This window comes from Leptodesmis sp. (assembly GCF_052746595.1).
Window position 1 is genome coordinate 1 of record NZ_JBRAGO010000005.1, and the last position, 16858, is coordinate 16858.

General features: G+C 48.0%; 20 protein-coding genes and 1 pseudogene. 18 read left to right on the top strand and 3 right to left on the bottom strand.

The genetic code is table 11. The features are described from left to right. The first annotated feature begins 178 nt into the window (after positions 1–178). The 16 genes and pseudogenes from ACUVQO_RS01885 (at position 179) to ACUVQO_RS01960 (ending at position 9463) form a co-directional block, all read left to right on the top strand. Positions 179–358, top strand: a complete 180-nt coding sequence (locus tag ACUVQO_RS01885; protein WP_445924203.1) for a hypothetical protein — start codon at positions 179–181, stop codon at positions 356–358. Positions 359–381: 23 nt separating this feature from the next. Continuing rightward, positions 382–1191, top strand: a complete 810-nt coding sequence (locus tag ACUVQO_RS01890) for an aminotransferase class V-fold PLP-dependent enzyme (RefSeq protein WP_445924204.1) — start codon at positions 382–384, stop codon at positions 1189–1191. 99 nt (positions 1192–1290) lie between these two features. Beyond that, the gene (gene nifN, locus ACUVQO_RS01895; RefSeq protein ID WP_445924205.1) at positions 1291–2877 is read left to right on the top strand and encodes a nitrogenase iron-molybdenum cofactor biosynthesis protein NifN; all 1587 of its coding nucleotides are present in this window, start codon (positions 1291–1293) and stop codon (positions 2875–2877) included. A gap of 170 nt (positions 2878–3047) precedes the next feature. After that, positions 3048–3407: a nitrogen fixation protein NifX gene (nifX, locus tag ACUVQO_RS01900; protein ID WP_445924272.1), complete on the top strand. Its 360-nt coding sequence runs from the start codon at positions 3048–3050 to the stop codon at positions 3405–3407. Continuing rightward, positions 3404–3877 (top strand): NifX-associated nitrogen fixation protein, encoded by a 474-nt coding sequence (locus tag ACUVQO_RS01905; protein ID WP_445924206.1) that lies wholly within the window; start codon positions 3404–3406, stop codon positions 3875–3877. The genes nifX and ACUVQO_RS01905 overlap by 4 nt, the downstream gene beginning before the upstream one ends. Before the next feature lie 333 nt (positions 3878–4210). Continuing rightward, on the top strand, positions 4211–4414 hold the full coding sequence (locus tag ACUVQO_RS01910; RefSeq protein WP_445924273.1) for a CCE_0567 family metalloprotein: 204 nt from the start codon (positions 4211–4213) through the stop codon (positions 4412–4414). After that, on the top strand, positions 4411–4722 hold the full coding sequence (gene nifW, locus ACUVQO_RS01915) for a nitrogenase-stabilizing/protective protein NifW (protein ID WP_445924207.1): 312 nt from the start codon (positions 4411–4413) through the stop codon (positions 4720–4722). Before ACUVQO_RS01910 ends, nifW begins: the two co-directional genes overlap by 4 nt. Positions 4723–4737: 15 nt before the next feature. Beyond that, complete coding sequence (locus ACUVQO_RS01920; RefSeq protein WP_445924208.1) at positions 4738–5529, top strand: HesA/MoeB/ThiF family protein; 792 nt, start codon at positions 4738–4740, stop codon at positions 5527–5529. A gap of 367 nt (positions 5530–5896) precedes the next feature. Then, positions 5897–6337 carry an iron-sulfur cluster assembly accessory protein gene (locus ACUVQO_RS01925; protein WP_445924209.1) on the top strand — a complete coding sequence of 147 codons (441 nt, stop codon included), beginning with the start codon at positions 5897–5899 and terminating at the stop codon, positions 6335–6337. A gap of 107 nt (positions 6338–6444) precedes the next feature. Beyond that, positions 6445–6759, top strand: a pseudogene (locus ACUVQO_RS01930) (2Fe-2S iron-sulfur cluster-binding protein). 138 nt (positions 6760–6897) lie between these two features. Continuing rightward, positions 6898–7278 (top strand): FeoA family protein, encoded by a 381-nt coding sequence (locus tag ACUVQO_RS01935; RefSeq protein ID WP_445924210.1) that lies wholly within the window; start codon positions 6898–6900, stop codon positions 7276–7278. Positions 7279–7479: 201 nt separating this feature from the next. Continuing rightward, a complete protein-coding gene (locus ACUVQO_RS01940) occupies positions 7480–8061 on the top strand; it encodes a CBS domain-containing protein (RefSeq protein ID WP_445924211.1) in 582 nt (193 codons plus the stop codon). An 86-nt stretch (positions 8062–8147) separates the two neighbouring features. Beyond that, the gene (gene fdxB, locus ACUVQO_RS01945; RefSeq protein ID WP_445924212.1) at positions 8148–8444 is read left to right on the top strand and encodes a ferredoxin III, nif-specific; all 297 of its coding nucleotides are present in this window, start codon (positions 8148–8150) and stop codon (positions 8442–8444) included. Between the two features lie 134 nt (positions 8445–8578). Further along, positions 8579–8731, top strand: a complete 153-nt coding sequence (locus ACUVQO_RS01950; RefSeq protein ID WP_445924213.1) for a hypothetical protein — start codon at positions 8579–8581, stop codon at positions 8729–8731. Between the two features lie 273 nt (positions 8732–9004). Next, positions 9005–9172 (top strand): hypothetical protein, encoded by a 168-nt coding sequence (locus ACUVQO_RS01955; RefSeq protein WP_445924214.1) that lies wholly within the window; start codon positions 9005–9007, stop codon positions 9170–9172. Between the two features lie 63 nt (positions 9173–9235). Beyond that, positions 9236–9463, top strand: a complete 228-nt coding sequence (locus tag ACUVQO_RS01960) for a hypothetical protein (RefSeq protein ID WP_445924215.1) — start codon at positions 9236–9238, stop codon at positions 9461–9463. A 104-nt stretch (positions 9464–9567) separates the two neighbouring features. Here the strand turns inward: ACUVQO_RS01960 and ACUVQO_RS01965 are convergent, their stop codons facing one another. The 3 genes from ACUVQO_RS01965 to ACUVQO_RS01975 form a co-directional block, all read right to left on the bottom strand. Continuing rightward, positions 9568–9843: a hypothetical protein gene (locus ACUVQO_RS01965; protein WP_445924216.1), complete on the bottom strand. Its 276-nt coding sequence runs from the start codon at positions 9841–9843 to the stop codon at positions 9568–9570. 192 nt (positions 9844–10035) lie between these two features. After that, positions 10036–12081 carry a DNA phosphorothioation-associated putative methyltransferase gene (locus ACUVQO_RS01970; RefSeq protein WP_445924217.1) on the bottom strand — a complete coding sequence of 682 codons (2046 nt, stop codon included), beginning with the start codon at positions 12079–12081 and terminating at the stop codon, positions 10036–10038. Between the two features lie 40 nt (positions 12082–12121). Continuing rightward, on the bottom strand, positions 12122–12802 hold the full coding sequence (locus ACUVQO_RS01975) for a Uma2 family endonuclease (protein ID WP_445924218.1): 681 nt from the start codon (positions 12800–12802) through the stop codon (positions 12122–12124). 124 nt (positions 12803–12926) lie between these two features. Here ACUVQO_RS01975 and ACUVQO_RS01980 point away from each other — a divergent pair, with 124 nt between their 5' ends. Both ACUVQO_RS01980 and ACUVQO_RS01985 read left to right on the top strand, forming a co-directional pair. Beyond that, a complete protein-coding gene (locus ACUVQO_RS01980; RefSeq protein ID WP_445924219.1) occupies positions 12927–13874 on the top strand; it encodes a DUF4007 family protein in 948 nt (315 codons plus the stop codon). 5 nt (positions 13875–13879) lie between these two features. Continuing rightward, a partial coding sequence (locus tag ACUVQO_RS01985; protein ID WP_445924220.1) for a hypothetical protein occupies positions 13880–16858 on the top strand: 2979 nt, incomplete at its 3' end.

Here is a 16858-nt window from a genome sequence, read left to right on the forward strand (position 1 = left end):
AGAAACCATAAAAAACTTTCCTGAGGTTTGAACTGATTTCCTATAAATCACCAGAAATTATAGTTTTCCTTTCGACCAATGGGTTGATGCTACCGGATTATGTCGATCGCATCAAAGCCCTGAATGTGGATCACGTCACCATCACGATTAATATGGTGGATCCTGAAATCGGCACCAAATGCCGCTGATTTCCGCACCAGAACACGGCACCTACTTTGGTCTGACCGGACAGCGCGGCCCCACTCCCAAGGAGTTGAAAAAGCTACAGGACGAGTGTGCAGATAGCAACATGAAGATGATGTGCCACTGCCGTCAATGCCGTGCCGATAAGGTTATTCGGTTACTTATCTTTCCGTAGATTCCAAAGGTCAACTCGACCTGATGGAACTGGAAGCAGCCATGACGGGTAACACCGCTCTTGTCTCCACCATGTATGCCAACAACGAGACAGGCACCATCTTTCCAGTAGAACAGGTGGGAGCAATTGTCAAAGAGTATGGCGCAACATTCCATGTGGATGCTGTGCAGGTGGCGGGAAAACTACCTCTCAACATGAAATCCAGCACGATCGACATGATGACGATCTCTGGTCACAAACTCCATGCTCCCAAAGGAGTGGGTGCCCTGTATGTGCGCAAAGGTTTCCGCTTCCGTCCCTTCCTGGTTGGTGGACACCAGGAGCGTGGTCGTCGGGCAGGAACTGAAAACGTTACCAGCATTGTTGGGTTAGGGAAAGCCGCAGAATTGGCGCAAGCTTACCTGGCAGACATTCCTCAAGAGAAGAAACTGCGCGATCGCCTGGAAAAAGGGCTGCTGAACTCCATCCCTGATTGCAGTGTTAACGGTGATCCCAAAAATCGCCTACCCAATACCACTAACATCGGGTTCAAGTACATTGAAGGCGAAGCCATCCTGCTATCCCTGGATCAGTTTGGTATCTGCGCCTCTTCTGGCTCGGCCTGCACTTCCGGATCGCTAGAACCCTCCCACGTGTTGCGGGCCATGGGATTACCCTACACCACACTGCACGGCTCTATCCGGTTCAGCCTTTCCCGCTATACCACAGAAGCCGAGGTTGATCAGGTGTTAGCTGTCATGCCAGACATCGTATCCCGCTTACGCGCCATGTCACCCTTCAACAGCGACGAAGCGGAATGGCTACAAGACCGCCAGAAAGCTTTGGTTCCATAAGTTCTGAGTTTTGAGTTCTAAGTTTTCAGTTTTTAACTCAATACTCATGACTCATGACTCAACACTTAACACTGATCACTCATCACTTCTAAACGCCATGTGGGACTACCCGGATATGTGGGCATGGTGGAAATGGCCCGTGAACTTGATGAAGCTCTGCACAGTCCGATTTGGCAGCAAGTAAGGTTGCAGGCACCGTGGGAAGCAAGACTGAAGGCAGAAGATGGGGGGCAGCAGGTAGGAAGTGGAGAAGATAGGGGAGATGGAAAGGATAGGAAAGGAATCGAAAATCTAAAATCCAAAATCCAAAATTTCTCTGCTACCGATTCAACAACCAAAGTCGTAACCTCTAGAAAGTCTGTTGCTGTGAATCCATTGAAACAAAGCCAGCCTCTAGGAGCCGCATTGGCTTGTCTGGGGCTGAAAGGTGTAATGCCGCTGTTTCATGGATCGCAGGGGTATACCGCCTTTGCTAAGGTGATGCTGGTGCGCCATTTCCGGGAGGCGATTCCACTGTCAACAACGGCGATGACGGAAGTGAGTACGATTTTGGGTGGGGAAGAGAATGTCGAGCAAGCGATCGTGACCCTATTGGAGAAATCCAAACCGAAAATCATTGGGCTATATACGACGGGACTAACAGAAACTCGCGGAGATGACATGGATGGCATTCTCAAAAGTATTCGTAAACGTCGTCCAGAGTTGAGCTCCCTGCCGATCGTGTTTACCTCAACTCCTGATTTCAAAGGGGCGCTCCAGGATGGCTATGCGGCTATGGTGGAAAGTATCTTGAATACCTTGCCATTGCATGTGGAATTGGATGCTTCTTCTCCTAGCTCAAGGCCGGAATTAGATTACTTGCATGTCTCGGTTTCTTCACATGTGACGATTCTGGCAAGGCCATCCTTTGCACCGGGAGATGTGGAAGCAATTAAAGAAATAGTTTCCGCGTTCCGGTTGAATCCGGTAGTAGTTCCTGATTTGTCTGTTTCCCTGGATGGTCACTTATCCGACGACTACAGTGCGATGACCACAGGCGGAACAACACTGGCTCAGGTGCGATCGCTGGGTCGTTCTGCCTTTACTCTGGCTTTGGGTCAGTGTATGGAAGGAGCCGCCAGGAGTCTGCAACAACAGTTTGGCACTGAGTATGCTGTGTTTGACAGTTTGACCGGATTGGCGGTAGTCGATCAATTCCTGGAAACCCTTTCCCATATCAGTGGCTACCCTGTTCCTGAAAAATTTCGCCACCAGCGCCGTCAGTTGCAGGATGCGATTCTGGATACCCACTTCTACTTCGGTCGCAAACGGATCGCTCTGGCGCTGGAACCCGATCTATTCTATGCCGTCAGTCACTGGCTGCATCTTATGGGGGCAGAAATTCAAGCGGCTGTCACCACCACCAAATCTCCGCTCCTGGAGCAACTACCTGTAGAAACAGCGACAATCGGCGACCTGGAAGACCTGGAGCAATTAGCTGCTGGCTCTGATCTGTTGATTGCTAATTCCCATGCTAAGACTGTTGCTCAACGGTTGGGAATTCCCCTGTATCGGTTAGGCTTTCCTATTTTCGATCGCCTGAGTAATGGCCATCGCAGCATCGTTGGGTATGCCGGCACCACCCAATTTTTGTTTGATATCGGCAACCTGTTGTTGGAACAAGAAGAAGTGCAAGCGCACCACTAGGAATTGAGAGTGATGAGTTGAGAGTGATGAGTTTTAAGTTTTGAGTTTTGAGTTAGGGAACAATCCAAAATCTAAAATCCTAAATCGATTTTGAGGAGGATAGCATGAAAATTGCCTTCACGACTAGCGATCAAGTTCATATCAATGCTCACTTTGGCTAGGCGAAGAAGATTGATGTGTACGAAGTCACACCAGAAGGGTACACCTTTCTAGAAACGATTACATTCGATGGCGACTTAAAAGAGGATGGTAACGAAGATAAGCTGACACCTAAAATTGAAGCATTGAGCGATTGCACGATCGTCTACGTTTCAGCCATTGGTGGCAGTGCTGCTGCACGGCTGATCAACCATCATATTACCCCTATCAAAGCTCAGTCGGAAGAGCAAAAAATCCCAGATATTCTGAGTAAACTTGTGGAAACTCTGAATGGCAGCCCTCCTCCCTGGTTAAGGAAGGTACTGCAGCAACGTAAACCAACCAACTTTTTTGATGAACTCGATGCAACTGAGGAAGAAGTAACCGTATGACAACTACACCTGTTGACACTCCCACCCCTGCTCATGTTTTGGACAGTCCTTTCCTGAAAGCGATCGTCCAACAAATTCGCGCCAATGATGCTTACGGCACTTATCGCAATTGGTCGGATGAGTTATTGCTCAAACCTTATGTCGTGACCAAAGCCCAGAAACGCGAAATTTCGGTGGATGGAGATGTCGATCCGATTACCAAAGGACGAATTCCGGCGTTCTACCGGAGCATTGCTCACCGGATTGAAACCGAAACTGGAATGCTCTGTCAGGTGGTGATTGACCTCAGCCATGAAGGGTTTGGCTGGGCGCTGATCTTCTCTGGCCGCCTGTTGCTGGTTGCCCGGACACTGCAGGATGCTCAACGGTTTGGCTTTGATTCTCTAGAGAAAGCTACCCTGGAAGGTGAAAAACTGGTCGAAGCAGAAATTGCATTGGCCAACCGTTTCCCAGAGGTCGGCAAACTGTAGAAATTTTGGATTTTGGATTTTGGATTTCCGGTTGGTAGAAGAGCGATCGCAATAATTGTGAGTCAGCATCACCAGGAAATTAATTTCTTGGCTCATAGCCAAAGTCATCTAAAGACGACTACACAGGAGCTTCAGTCTATTTAAATGGATTTGTTAAATGGACTTGCACTGTTAGCCCAAAATTTATTTTTGGGCGGGTTGACAACTCAAAAACTTACACATTATAGCAACGCTAACGTCTCTCATACCAATTCACATTTCGACTTAATTCTTGATCCAAAATCCAAAATCTAAAATCCCAAATCGAGAGGTTTTATGTCATAGGTAACAGAAATCACCAACGTAGACGAGCTAAGAATACAAATTAGGCGGCTCAATAGTAAGGCGGGACAACTCAAGATGGATCTGCATGATCTAGCAGAAGGATTGCCTACAAACTATGAGCGCTTGATGGGCGCAGCCCAGGAGACTTACGACATTTTTCATCAGATTGACCAACTGAAAAAGCGGTTAAAGCAATTGGAGTCAAAACAATGAGCAGAACCTTAGCTGAACTCGAGCGTTTGGTGGATGCAGAAGAATATTTACAATTCTTTGGACTATCGTATGACCCACACTTTGTAAGTGTGAATCGACTGCATATTCTGAAGAAGTTCTCCAACTTCATCAAAAGCATTGATACCAGTACTTTAAGTGAAGAAGAGGTGCTCGATCGCTACGAGGTTGCTTTACAACAAGCCTACAACACATTCAACGACTCCACTCCCCTGGATGAAAAGCTGTTTAAGGTGTTAAAAGACAAAGCTCAAAACGTCGTCCTGCTTTCTGAAATCGGTGCGGAGTAGAGGAGGAGAACCACTGTGCCAGACCTGACCTCGATCGAACTAGAGCGCTATCGTCGCCAGATCATGCTCCCCGGTTTTGGGGAAGAAGCCCAACAAAGGCTGAAAAACTTTACTGTGCTCGTCACTGGAGTTGGTGGTTTAGGAGGCACAGCAGCGCTTTACTTGGCTGTAGCCAGAATAGGGCGACTGATCCTCTTACGAGGTGGAGAATTGCGTCTGGATGACATGAATCGCCAGGTATTGATGACCGATGACTGGGTAGGAAAACCACGAGTTTTCAAAGCAAAAGAAACACTGGCGGCGGCTATTAATCCGGATGTGGAAATTGATGCCATTTGTGAGTATGTGGCACCTGACAACGTAGATGCTTTGGTGCAACAGGCGGATGTGGTGTTGGACTGTGCCCATAACTTCGTAGGGCGGGATTTGCTGAATGCGGCCTGTGTGCAGTGGGGAAAACCCATGATCGAAGCGGCGATGAACGACATGGAAGCCTACCTGACGACCATGGTTCCTGGCTTAACCCCCTGTTTATCCTGCATCTTCCCAGAAAAGCCCGACTGGGATAAACGCGGATTTGGTGTGTTGGGTGCTGTCTCCGGCACTCTTGCCTGCCTCACTGCCCTGGAGGCGATCAAGCTAATCACGGGTTTAGGCACTCCCTTACTATCTCAACTGTTGACCATGGGTCTGAGTCGGGCCGAGTTTGCCAAACGCCGTCCCTATCATGACCCTAACTGTCCGGTGTGTGGCAGTAAGAGCCATCGATTAGCCGATGTAGGGGCGAAGTATTCAACAGTTCATTAGCAGATTTGCAAAAATTCTACCCGCATACTTCGTTCCTACTAATCCCAATAGCTTTTTTCATTCATCTACTCCTCTACCTCTTTCCCTTCCCATGCTGTACTCCTGCGCTGCTTTATTACTAGGAATCACAACACTCTATTGCAGCCGATCGATCGCAGATGAAGCCACTCGAATAGTCACTGCCATAATCAGTCGCTTTAGCCTCTTTCTCAGTCTAGTCTATTCGCCCTGGCCCATCAAAATGCTAATTGCGATCGCAATCTTAGTGTTTCCATTCTGCACCCAACGGTACAACATCCGGTATAGCTCATGCTCCCGCTGCTGCATTATCCGTGCCACTTGTCCCCATATCCATGCTTAACCAGAAATGAAGCGTGTCGCTGCCGCTAACACACCCTACACCCACACCCGATCTTCTACTCTCTCTGGAGGCTTTATGACCCTATTTCTCACCGAACTTGCTGAACTACGCCTGCGTACTTTTCTACAGGGTACCAGTAAAGCTGAAGATGCTCCTCTACGGGGAGTGCGCTTCTCTGTAACCGATGGGGGTTACAGTGGCTATCAGTATGCACTGGATATTATCAGCGAACCAAAACCTGATGACCTGTTGCAGGAACAGGGAAAATTACGGCTTTACATCGATCGCGAGAGCGCCCCGTTACTGGATGGAGTCGTTGTTGATTACGTCGAAGGGCTGACCCAGGGCGGTTTCAAGTTTTCTAACCCCAATGCAACAGAATCCTGTGGTTGTGGGCAATCCTTTAAGGCTGGTGATTGCTCTCCTGCAGGTGTTCCGTGTAGCTAGCAGACGCTGGCAAGTGATGAGTTTTGAGTTCTAAGTTTTAAGTTTTCAACTCCATGAATTCCTCATAACTTAAAACTCAAAAACTTAAAATTTCAAACTATTCAACTTTGGAGGATACAGAAACGGTAACCTACCAAGTGCATTTGATCAACAAGAAGAGAGAGATTGACATCACTATTCCTGTTGAAGATACGGTAACAATCCTGGAAGCAGCAGAAGAACAGGGCTTAGATCTGCTCTTCTCCTGTCACTCTGGCTCTTGCTCTAGCTGTGTGGGCAAGGTTATAGAAGGTGAGATTGATCAATCTGGATAGGTGTTTCTATATGAGGAACAAGTCGCAAAGGGGTTTGTGCTCCTCTGCGTTTCCTACCCGCGATCGGACTGCACGATTCGAACTCATCAGGAAGCCTATTTAGTTTAGTGATTAAGTAACCTAAAGCTCGGAACTTATCTAAAACTCAGGGTTTTTATCAAACTCCAGTAAGTGCGACTTGATGATTCAAAACTTCGAGTTTTAGATCCATTGAGTTTTCAATCCCTTATCTACGAGGCCAATTCGATGCCAGGGCAATTTACGGTTTCAGGAGCTACACTTAGCCTGTTGAAAGCAGGAGAATGGGGTGTAGTGACTCGTGTCACTAGTACCGATCGCATGATGGTGCAAAAGTTGGTGACAATGGGAGTGGTTCCAGGAACTATAGTAACCCTGGAACAGCGATCGCCTCACTACCGAATTAAGGTAGACGAGCATCAATTCGTCATTGGTCACGAAACCGCTCAAGCTATTTATGTTCGCCTGACAGAAGCATCCCCTTCTCCTCAGTTTTGGCCTCTGCCTGGACTGGCTCAAATCACCCCGAGCTGGTTGAAGTGTTTTGCTTTGAAGTCAATTCATTCAACTTCACGGCAGGAAGTACCGTCTCAGTCGGTGGTGCCTTAATTCGGCTTTGATTCAAATTTTCCCGATGCCCAAGTTGTACTGACTGATTACGTTTATCTGTGTTTGTTTGATCTGTGTGTTTAGTGTGTCTCAGTACAAAGTACCCTTGTCTGTTTCGTCCGTTGTATGTTTTTTGACCCTTCGGTGCAACGTCCCAGGTGTTCGTTAACCAAGGAGGAATACCATGAAAGCTCAAGAATCATGACTCAAGAAGTCGTAACCGTTCCAGATTGGGCAACGGTTGAGGAAGCTGTCAAGCTAATGAAGCTCAAAGGCTTGCGTTCTCTGGTAGTTGATCGACGCAATGATGAAGACACCTATGGATTAGTCACTGAAGCAGACATTACCGATAAAGTTGTTGCCTATGGAAAAGATCCCAAAAAAGTTCGAGTCAGCGAAGTGATGACGAAGCCATGTGTCGTAATCAATCCTGACTTAGCCATCGAGTACGTTGCTCGTTTATTTGCCCAAACCGGAGTCGATCGCGCTCCCGTCATCCGGGGTGATCTGATTGGTATCGTTTCGGTTGCAGATATCCTGTTTAAGAGCGATTTCCTGACCAATCCGAAACTGCCGTTAGTTGAACGCGCCCTGCAAGCAGCGAATGCTGAAGCACAGGCGATCGCTGAGAAAGAAGGTACTGAGTCTGAAGCATTTACTGCCGCCTGGAACAAAGTTAAGGAATTAGAAGCAGAAAAAGCTTATCTGCAAGCCGGAGCTGCTTCTCAGCCATTTGCTGGTCTTGATGCTGCTGTTGCCGCACCTCAACCAGTCACTGTGTAACGCTCAGGCTCTCGTAGGCACACTTCGTTCGCCTACGAGAGCCACCACCCACTATTCACCATCCACCATTCAGAGAGGGAAACGCCATGTCTGTAGTAACAGGATTAACCTTGGGAGGAAAAGTTTGGACACCCAAATTTGTGCAAGAAATTGAACAAGATCGGTGCCTTGGCTGTGGCCGTTGCTTTAAAGCTTGTGGCCGAGATGTGTTGGTGTTGAAAGCCATGAACGAGGAAGGCGAATTTGTCGAAAACGAAGAGGATGAAGAAATTGAACGCAAGGCGATGACTATTGCTAACTTTGATAATTGCATTGGCTGTCAGGCCTGTTCGAGAGTATGCCCTAAAAATTGCTACACTCATGCTGAACTGGTTCTAGCCTAAGGTGTATGACTCATCATCCAATAACTTCTAAACCGTTTGAATGAGACTGGGTGGCCTATTATCAAGCGGTAGCAGGTCGCCCACCTCGCGATACGTTACTCATGGCTTTGAGTTACTTTTAAGCAGAGGCTTCAGTGGATAGTTCTCGAGTTGCTGTCGATCTGGGTTGTGGCGATGGGCGTGATACGGTAGAACTGCTGCGACGGGACTGGCAGGTATTAGCCATTGATGGCGAACCCCAGGCGATCGCTCGTCTTCTCGAACGCCCCGATATTAATCGCGAATAAATACTGGCACATCTTCCATATCGTAGCCCACAAAAAGTAAGCCAATAGAGTTTTATCAAGGAGAGGGGGCCGGACGAGTTTCAGGTATGGCAGGTCGGGGCTGAATTGGAGCAGATGAAGCAGTCGGCTCAGTCGGGTGTAGGGAGACAGGATGGCGTAGCAAAACATCAGTGATGCACTAGTGATGTACTGCGTAAACTGGGCATGAGTCGAAAAAAGACTTACGGCTATCAGGAACGAGATGCACTCAAGCACTAAGAATTCCTCAAGTGCTTGAAGACCAAGTCGGCAGACCAGATTGGCTACGCTGATGAAGCCAGCATCGACAAGCGAGACGATGATCCCTATGGCTACTGTGAAATTGGGCATGGCAAGCTGACATCTCTGACTTCCATTCCCCAAGGAAAAAGCTCAGCCCAAAGATTTTTCCAGGTGGGATAATGGAAGCAGGGTAAGGGAAATCGCCTACACAAGAATTGCATACTGCCAGGGAGGACATCATCCATGATTGGCAACTTTGGGATAGAAGATTGGTTCAACCGAGGGAAAGAAGATGCCTGGTTGGGACGCTCTAAGTGCCCACCTGATCTGGATCCGGAGGCAGCTAGCCTGTATGACCTGGGGTACAGTGAAGGTGCCATTGAGCGATCGCCTGAAACCTCACAGCAGCAGGATCAGCCTGCTGGAAACCCTGCCGTTGCTCATCCATCCTTAAAGTCCATAAGTCCATAAAAATTAGGGCTTGCTTAATCGTCCATGATAATTGAGTATGCCAACCGCAATAATTCTAATTCGGTTGGCAGCAGGCGATGAGCTTTGGTCAGCGCAATGAATTTTCATGCGTGTTCAGCAAGGTGTTCTTGAGGGGGATCGATTGTGGTAAATCGAGCTAAATAAATTTGAATCGGAGTATCTGCGTTGTCAATCACTGCATTGAATTCTCGATCAATTGTCAGAGTACCGTTTGCCATTCCTAAACGGTGTTCGGCATCTGTTAATAAATCTGATAATAAATCTGAAGGATCATCGTTGACCCGGTTTCCTCCCACATGGCTTTCCACAATACGGGACGCTGCCGATAGGCCATCAAACTGGCAAACAGTTTGGTGCAAGCGCAAAAACAGGGTACGTCCACTAGAAGGGTGCTTGTGATATAAGATGAGGCGATAGTTTGACGACATTGCTCGATCGCTAAGAGTTGCTTCTGGATGCTATCAAGTTTTTTGATCTATATTTGGACTTATATTTGGACTTATCGCAATATCGCCTCTACAGATGACGCGATGCTGACGTGGATATCGTGATCATACTTCACGTAACCGCCGCTTGGACTGCACCAACTTTACCTGGTAAGGGTCAGCATCCTTCCGCCACACCACCCGATGTCCTTTCAACTCAGCACAATGCTTCTCCAGGCATTTTTGCCAGCCGCGAGTGTTGTAAATCAGGCGCAAATCATCTAGCAAGCCCCAATCGGTTTCCTGCCGCGTCAGCCTTGCAAACTTCTCGTAGAGCGGATAGTTGGCTGTCACCATTAAATCCTTCTGGTGCAGGAGGGGTGGGTTATCGTTGGGGTCATAATCCCGGTAATGAACATGCAGGTCACGCAGGTCAATCTCCATACTGGTGTGCAGGGCAGGATGGGGATCGGTGTCAAAATTGGGGTAAAACAGGTAGGAAATCTTGGGTTTACGAAAGTGAAACTTGATAACGTTGGCTTCCTGAGGACGACCGATCGTGCGAGAGGCGCAACCTTCATAGAGCCTGAGCAGCGGATCAAGTGCCTCGATTGCCGATACATGCACCCACAGGGAATTGGGTCGCTTCTGTCCGATCCCGCTCTGCTTGCAACGTTCCTCAATTATCGACTGATTGCCCAGGCTCATCAGCATCAAGTCTGCTGCAGTACAGGCTTGTTGATAGCCCCCAAACAGACTCTTGATGTCGTTTTGCACCACAGGGGCTAAATCTCGCAGCTTGGGACGACGACCAAAATGGCTCAATGCCAGATAAACCAACAAGTCTTGACGACGGCGATCGCTAATCGCATCCCATTCCTGCGGATTGGTAGCTTGCAGGACGATCTGGAAGGCTCGCCGCAGATTACCAAACTCGGTACTGAGTGCTTGCGCCTCGGGCAGTTCTTCCGGAGTCGGCAGTCGTCCCCGCTCGGTGAAGAATGCCATCAACGGAGTGAGCAGTTCTTTATAATCCTCAAACCGCTTATTGGCTAGTTGGACTCTAGGGACGGAAACGCGAGATCGAAACCGAGATGCCCGAAAACTCTGAGCCTGGGCCTCATCCCGAAACACAAAGTAAATGCCCAATGCCACAGGAACTGAGTCAACCCCTAGCACTTGGTCAATGTAAATCTTCAGTTCCTCTTGGTCGTAATATTTCTGGAAGGTGTTACGGCTGGTAATTACCCCGTCTCCATAGGCAATCTGGTTATTTCCCTGGGCAATGAGAACTTGAGCAGCCACAATTAGCACCTGCCTGGTTAGTCCCCAAGCTTTCATCAACGCCTCGCGCCGCTCTGCCGGAGACTCAATCACGTTGATGACATATCCCAGGTTCACGACATCTGCCTGCATGAGGGGCGCGTTTGGGCGATAGTGAGGATCCCAGCCTGCACTGTCATAGCCTAGCTTGGCAATTCGTTCAAGATCTCCTCCCTGACCACAGCCATAGTCAAAAAAGGTCGTGTGCTGATTCAGTAGCCCGGCTTCCAGAGCCAATCGCACAGGCTTGGAAAAGTCATTGCGACTGATAGCGGCCTTGTGGCGATCGATCTTGGGTTGGGTGGATTGGGGCCTGAGAAGAGACTGATGAACCAGGGTATGCCCTTGAAACGCAACCTGAAATTGGGCTAAGCGCTCCTCCCAAGCCAGGCGCGTCCCAATCGTCCTCGGATTATCCAGTAGCCCCAGAGCTTCTTCCTGGCGGGTTAGGGCAGCGAATTGCTGGTAGTGGGGATAATCCGGCGTGACGAAGGTTTCTTTCCGATGCAGGATAAAAGGGTTGCTTGCCGCACTGTAGTCGCGATAATTCACCTCACGGCTTTGCAGGTTTACCTGAATGCTGGATTGAAGCGCTGGGTGCGGATCGCTATCAAACTCTGGGTATGAAAGATAGGAGATGCTCAGCTTCTCCAGACTGAATTTAACGAGCGTGATTCCTTCCGGGCAAGAAGCAATCTCTCTGGCTTCCCTCTCGTACTCCTGGAGAAGTGGGTCTAATGATTCTAGGGCTGAGACGTGGACGTACAAGGCATCCGGCAGCAGTTTACCCACCTTGCTGCGCTGGCAGGTAGATAGAATGGTATCAAGCTGCTCAAATGGGGAGAGCATTTCGCTAAACCAGAGAAAATGCTGTTCACGCTATCGTTGACTAGATCTGATTGGGATCAAAACCTAGCTCTCGCAATTTTGCCGCCAGCCGATCGGCCCGTTGGCGTTCTTGAATTTCTGCCTCTTCTGCGGTCAGGATTTGCTCCCCTTCAGGTGTAAAAAACCGGAGATAGCGATCCGCAACACCCAGGTATAGCTCCAACTGCTCACTCCAGAGCTTCCCATCGATCGCAGGTGCAGTGGGTTGGTATGCTTTACCCATCAGCCGAAAACCCGCTAATTCCAATGTGTCTGGATCGAGCCAAAAATACTCTGGAGTGCGAAAGGTATTTTGGTATAAGTCTTTTTTCGGGCCTTGATCCACCATTGCCGTACTTTTTGACAAAATTTCTACAATCAGATTAGGGTATTTGCCCTCTTCAGTCCAAACTACCCAACTTTTGCGCTGCTTAAACTCTGTCCCCAACACGACAAAAAAGTCTGGGCCTCTAAAATCGCGAGTGGTTATTTGATCTTCACTGTAGTAGATGGTCAGATTGCCCGTAACGTAATAATCGTTACGGGTGGCCCAATACCGCTTGAGTAAACGAATCAGGAGATCAATTTGCTCACGATGAAAGTCTGACTCCAAGGGAGGTTCATCGCTCCATAAATCAGTCGGTGGCAGAGAGATACCCAACTCTGTGGCAAGGGTTGCCAGTTGTTCTTGAGTGGTCGTCATGGCAGACTAGCCGTACTTCAATCGGCTGAGTTTAGTGGATGAGTCAATTATAATGGGGCATTTCTTTCTGACTAAATTGCCAGATAATAAGTTCATTCGCACTAATTCTCTTGCCTGATAGGTTATGGCCCACCAGCAATTGGCTCTAGCGGTTGAGCAAACAATCACTCAGCCGGGTATCCCCCAGACAGTGCGGAGCGCTGGGGTCACCTTTGCCCGTCATGAAACGTTTTATCCCCGTTTTGGTTGGCTGAAGAAGGGGTTCGATCGCGCTTCTATTGATTCAGAGATTTTCTTAAGAGAGGATGCTCCGGTTCGCTTAGGGGTGGGAAAGAACATGGTGCGTTCTATCCGGTATTGGTGTACTGCTTTCAAGTTGCTACAGGATGGCCAGCCAACAGAATTTGGTCGGCGATTGTTGGGGCAGGATGGTTGGGATCCTTACTTGGAGGATCCTGCTTCTCTTTGGTTACTGCACTGGAAACTATTGGAAGCGCCCAACCTAGCGACCGCTTGGAATATTGCCTTTAACGATTTTTGCCTGGTCGAATTTACGGCTGAAGATCTGTTCTATCAACTTTGTGAGTACCGCGATCGGGTTGCTCCCCGTATTGCTGAATCCTCACTCAAAAAGGATGTGAGTTGCCTTTTGCGGATGTATGTTGTGCAACCTAAAAAGGCTCAGGTTAGTGAAGATTCTTTGGATTGCCCTTTTACGGAGCTGGGGTTAATTTGCACCGCAGGGGATGCACAGCACTATCGGTTTTGCGTTGGCCAGAAATCCACCTTGCCTTCAGCAATTGTTGTTTATGCCTGCTTACAGCATCATGCTCTAACGGGTAGTCCTGCTAAAACAATGCCCATTGCCAATTTACTTTACGACTCTGGTAGCCCAGGACTTGTATTTAAGCTGACTGAAAGCGCCATCTGTGAGGCGATTGAGGTGATGGCACGACGATGGGAGCAAATTCGACTGTCTGATGCTGCTGGAAAAGTGCAGTTTTCTTTTGAAGGAGAGCCACTGTTATTATCAGAGGCTATTTTAGATGAGTACTATCAAGCAAGAAAGTAATTAAGATGACTCATAAACTTTTATCAGATTACTTTAAGTTACATCGCCGCTACTACCGCTCCGTTAATTTACAAAGAGATTTAGACAGGCCGGAGGCGGTTCTGGGTTATGTTCCGACGGAGCGATCGGCGATCGCATTGCGACGGATTTTGGCTGCTATTGGTAATCCGAATGCTCATCGAGCCTGGACGCTAACCGGAGGCTATGGCACTGGAAAGTCGGCCTTTGCTCACTATCTTGCGGCATTGTGTGCCCCTGAAAAAAGTCCGGTTGCTGAGGCCGCTTGGGCGATTGCTGAATCGGTTTTTTCGACCAATAGCATCGAAGAAAGGTCAGTTGTTACAAATATTCCTAAGTCTGGATTATTAAGAGCTGTAGCAGTTGCTCAGCGAGAGCCGTTAAGCCAGACGATCGTGCGCGCCCTGTCCTATGGTTTTGATCGATTTTGGCAGAAAGAGCAGAAACCGGAGTTTTGGATAGATCTAAATGAGTGGCGCTTTCAGGCAGAAGAAGGTAATTGTCAGGTAACTAATCAGCAAGTGCTGAAGTTACTTCAAGCGATCGTCCAGGCCGTTAAAACAGATGTGTTGCTGATTATTGATGAATTGGGCAAAAATTTGGAATATGCGGCACATCATCAAGGTAGTCAAGATCTTTACCTGCTGCAACAAATTGCTGAGCTAAAGCTTGAAGGAAATTATCAGGTTCATCTGCTAGGGATTCTCCATCAATCCTTTACAGGGTACGGCGATCGCCTATCAACTATTGAACAAAGCGAATGGGTAAAGATTCACGGACGATTTACGGACATTGTTTTAACTGAATCGCCCAGTCAGATGATTCGCTTAATTGGGCAGACAATCGATCAATCGAATGCGGATCCAGATTGTCTGAAATTCCGATCCAGCATTCATCTACAAGCTAAACACTGGTTTAATACGTTGAAAGATGTACTTTCAGATTTTGCAAAATACGAGATTTCGGCGAAAATGCTAGAGGATGCTTATCCTCTGCATCCCCTGACAGCTCTAGCATTACCTATGTTCTGTGTACGCTATGCCCAAAACGATCGTTCGCTATTTACCTTTCTCACCAGTGACGAGCCTCATTCCTTCAGTCAGTTTCTCAAATCTACTCCAATTCAAGGGGATCAGATTCCTACCCTGAAACTGTACCAGCTTTATGATTATTTTGTAGAGTCTATTACTGGTCTTGCATCACGGATTCACTTACAGCGTTGGGTTGAAGTGCAAGGGTTGATTCAGGATGCCAGAGATCAAGGCCAAGATTTACTCAAAGCTCTGAAAACCATTGGAATCCTCAACCTGGTTACTTCAACCGGAAAGCTGCGAGCAACGCCTGAACTAGTGGCATTGGCTTTGTGCGACTCTCCTACCGACACTAAAGAGCGTCAACACTGGCAGGAGATCATCAAGGTTCTAAAGCAAAAGAACCTGATCACGCATCGCAGCATTCAGGATGAATTGCGAATATGGCAGGGTTCTGACTTTGACATTGAAGCGGCAATTAACACGCAAATTGAGCAGCTCCGAACTTCTTTAGCTGATTTATTGACCGCAACCTATCCCCTGCAACCTGTCATTGCTCAACGCCATTACATGACAACAGGCAACCTCCGTTATTTTGAGCAGCGGTATGTAGACAATCGAATCGACTTGCAAACGTTAACTTGTAAGATAAACGGAAGTGATGGCTTAATTGCTTACTGGCTAGATGCTACTTTCCCCGGATCAGTCCCATCGCATACTTCAGACAATAAACCTTTAATTGTGATTACGGTTGACGATCTAGATCTCTTACGCATGCGAGGTGAAGATTTTTGGGCACTTAAGCAGATCTGGCAGAATTCCCCCGAATTGCAAACGGATGGTGTGGCAAAGCGTGAGGTGCGACAACGCCTGTTTGAAGCAGAACGTCTATTGAATGAAACGATCGCTTGCCTATTCAACTGGACAGCCCAGAAAAAGGCGTGCTGGATTGAGGGACAACTAACGGCTATCAAATCTTCTAGGGGGTTCCAATCGGCACTTTCGGATTTATGCGATCGCACTTACAGTAAAGGTGTGGTACTTGACAATGAATTGATCAATCGCCGTGAACTAACCTGCCAAGGGGCAAAAGCACGACGCGAACTAATTGAGGCGATGCTCAAACATGCCGATCAGCCACGCTTGGGGTTAGAAGGTTATGGGCCTGAAGTGGCTATGTATGGATCGGTGCTAGAAGCAACAAAGATTCATAGACAGGAAGATGGGGTGTGGGGTTTTTATCCTCCGCTTTTGGATACGGGGTTAGCTACGGTGTGGCAGGCGATCGCCCGGTTTTGCCTGGAATCAACAGAACAGCCGCGATCAATTGCTCAACTCTATCAACAACTGGCCGATCCGCCCTATGGGGTTAAACCGGGAGTCATTCCTGTGTTATTGGTATCCGTTTTGTTGCACTACATCGATGAAGTTTCCATTTATAAAGACGGTACGTTTATCCCGGTGTTAGGGGCTGAACATTTTGAGCTATTGGTCAAAGATCCAGCCCGGTTTGCTGTCAAACATATTGCTGTGATAGGATTGCGATCGCAGGTGTTCCGGGAATTGGAAGCCATTCTCAGAATCAGTTCACAGAAGAATACTCGCAATTTTACTATTCTGTCCGTTGTTAAGCCGTTGGTGCAGTTTGTCCGGAAGCTACCGACTTACACTTTGAAAACAAAACGTATCAGTACTTCAGCCCAGGCTGTGATCCAGACGATCCTACAAACTCAGGAACCGGATAACCTGCTCTTTTTGGCATTGCCACAATCCTGTGGCCTAGAGCCGATCCAAAGTACGTCTGACACCGACTCGGCTGATGCTGCAACAGCCCGATTTTTCCGGGAACAGTTGGTGCAGATCCTACAGGAAATCCACTATGCCTATGATGTTTTGCTGCAAGACTGTGAGGCGTTGCTGTACAACGTTTTTGGG

Bases quoted from the DNA above. Each gene is read 5' to 3' on its own strand.
- ACUVQO_RS01925 (WP_445924209.1), top strand. From the start codon at position 5,897: ATGAAGCGTGTCGCTGCCGCTAACACACCCTACACCCACACCCGATCT.
- fdxB (WP_445924212.1), top strand. From the start codon at position 8,148: ATGTCTGTAGTAACAGGATTAACCTTGGGAGGAAAAGTTTGGACACCC.
- ACUVQO_RS01905 (WP_445924206.1), top strand. From the start codon at position 3,404: ATGACAACTACACCTGTTGACACTCCCACCCCTGCTCATGTTTTGGAC.
- ACUVQO_RS01970 (WP_445924217.1), bottom strand. From the start codon at position 12,081: ATGCTCTCCCCATTTGAGCAGCTTGATACCATTCTATCTACCTGCCAG.
- ACUVQO_RS01960 (WP_445924215.1), top strand. From the start codon at position 9,236: ATGATTGGCAACTTTGGGATAGAAGATTGGTTCAACCGAGGGAAAGAA.
- ACUVQO_RS01885 (WP_445924203.1), top strand. From the start codon at position 179: ATGCCGCTGATTTCCGCACCAGAACACGGCACCTACTTTGGTCTGACC.
- ACUVQO_RS01935 (WP_445924210.1), top strand. From the start codon at position 6,898: ATGCCAGGGCAATTTACGGTTTCAGGAGCTACACTTAGCCTGTTGAAA.
- ACUVQO_RS01975 (WP_445924218.1), bottom strand. From the start codon at position 12,802: ATGACGACCACTCAAGAACAACTGGCAACCCTTGCCACAGAGTTGGGT.
- ACUVQO_RS01890 (WP_445924204.1), top strand. From the start codon at position 382: ATGGAACTGGAAGCAGCCATGACGGGTAACACCGCTCTTGTCTCCACC.
- ACUVQO_RS01980 (WP_445924219.1), top strand. From the start codon at position 12,927: ATGGCCCACCAGCAATTGGCTCTAGCGGTTGAGCAAACAATCACTCAG.
- nifW (WP_445924207.1), top strand. From the start codon at position 4,411: ATGAGCAGAACCTTAGCTGAACTCGAGCGTTTGGTGGATGCAGAAGAA.
- ACUVQO_RS01940 (WP_445924211.1), top strand. From the start codon at position 7,480: ATGACTCAAGAAGTCGTAACCGTTCCAGATTGGGCAACGGTTGAGGAA.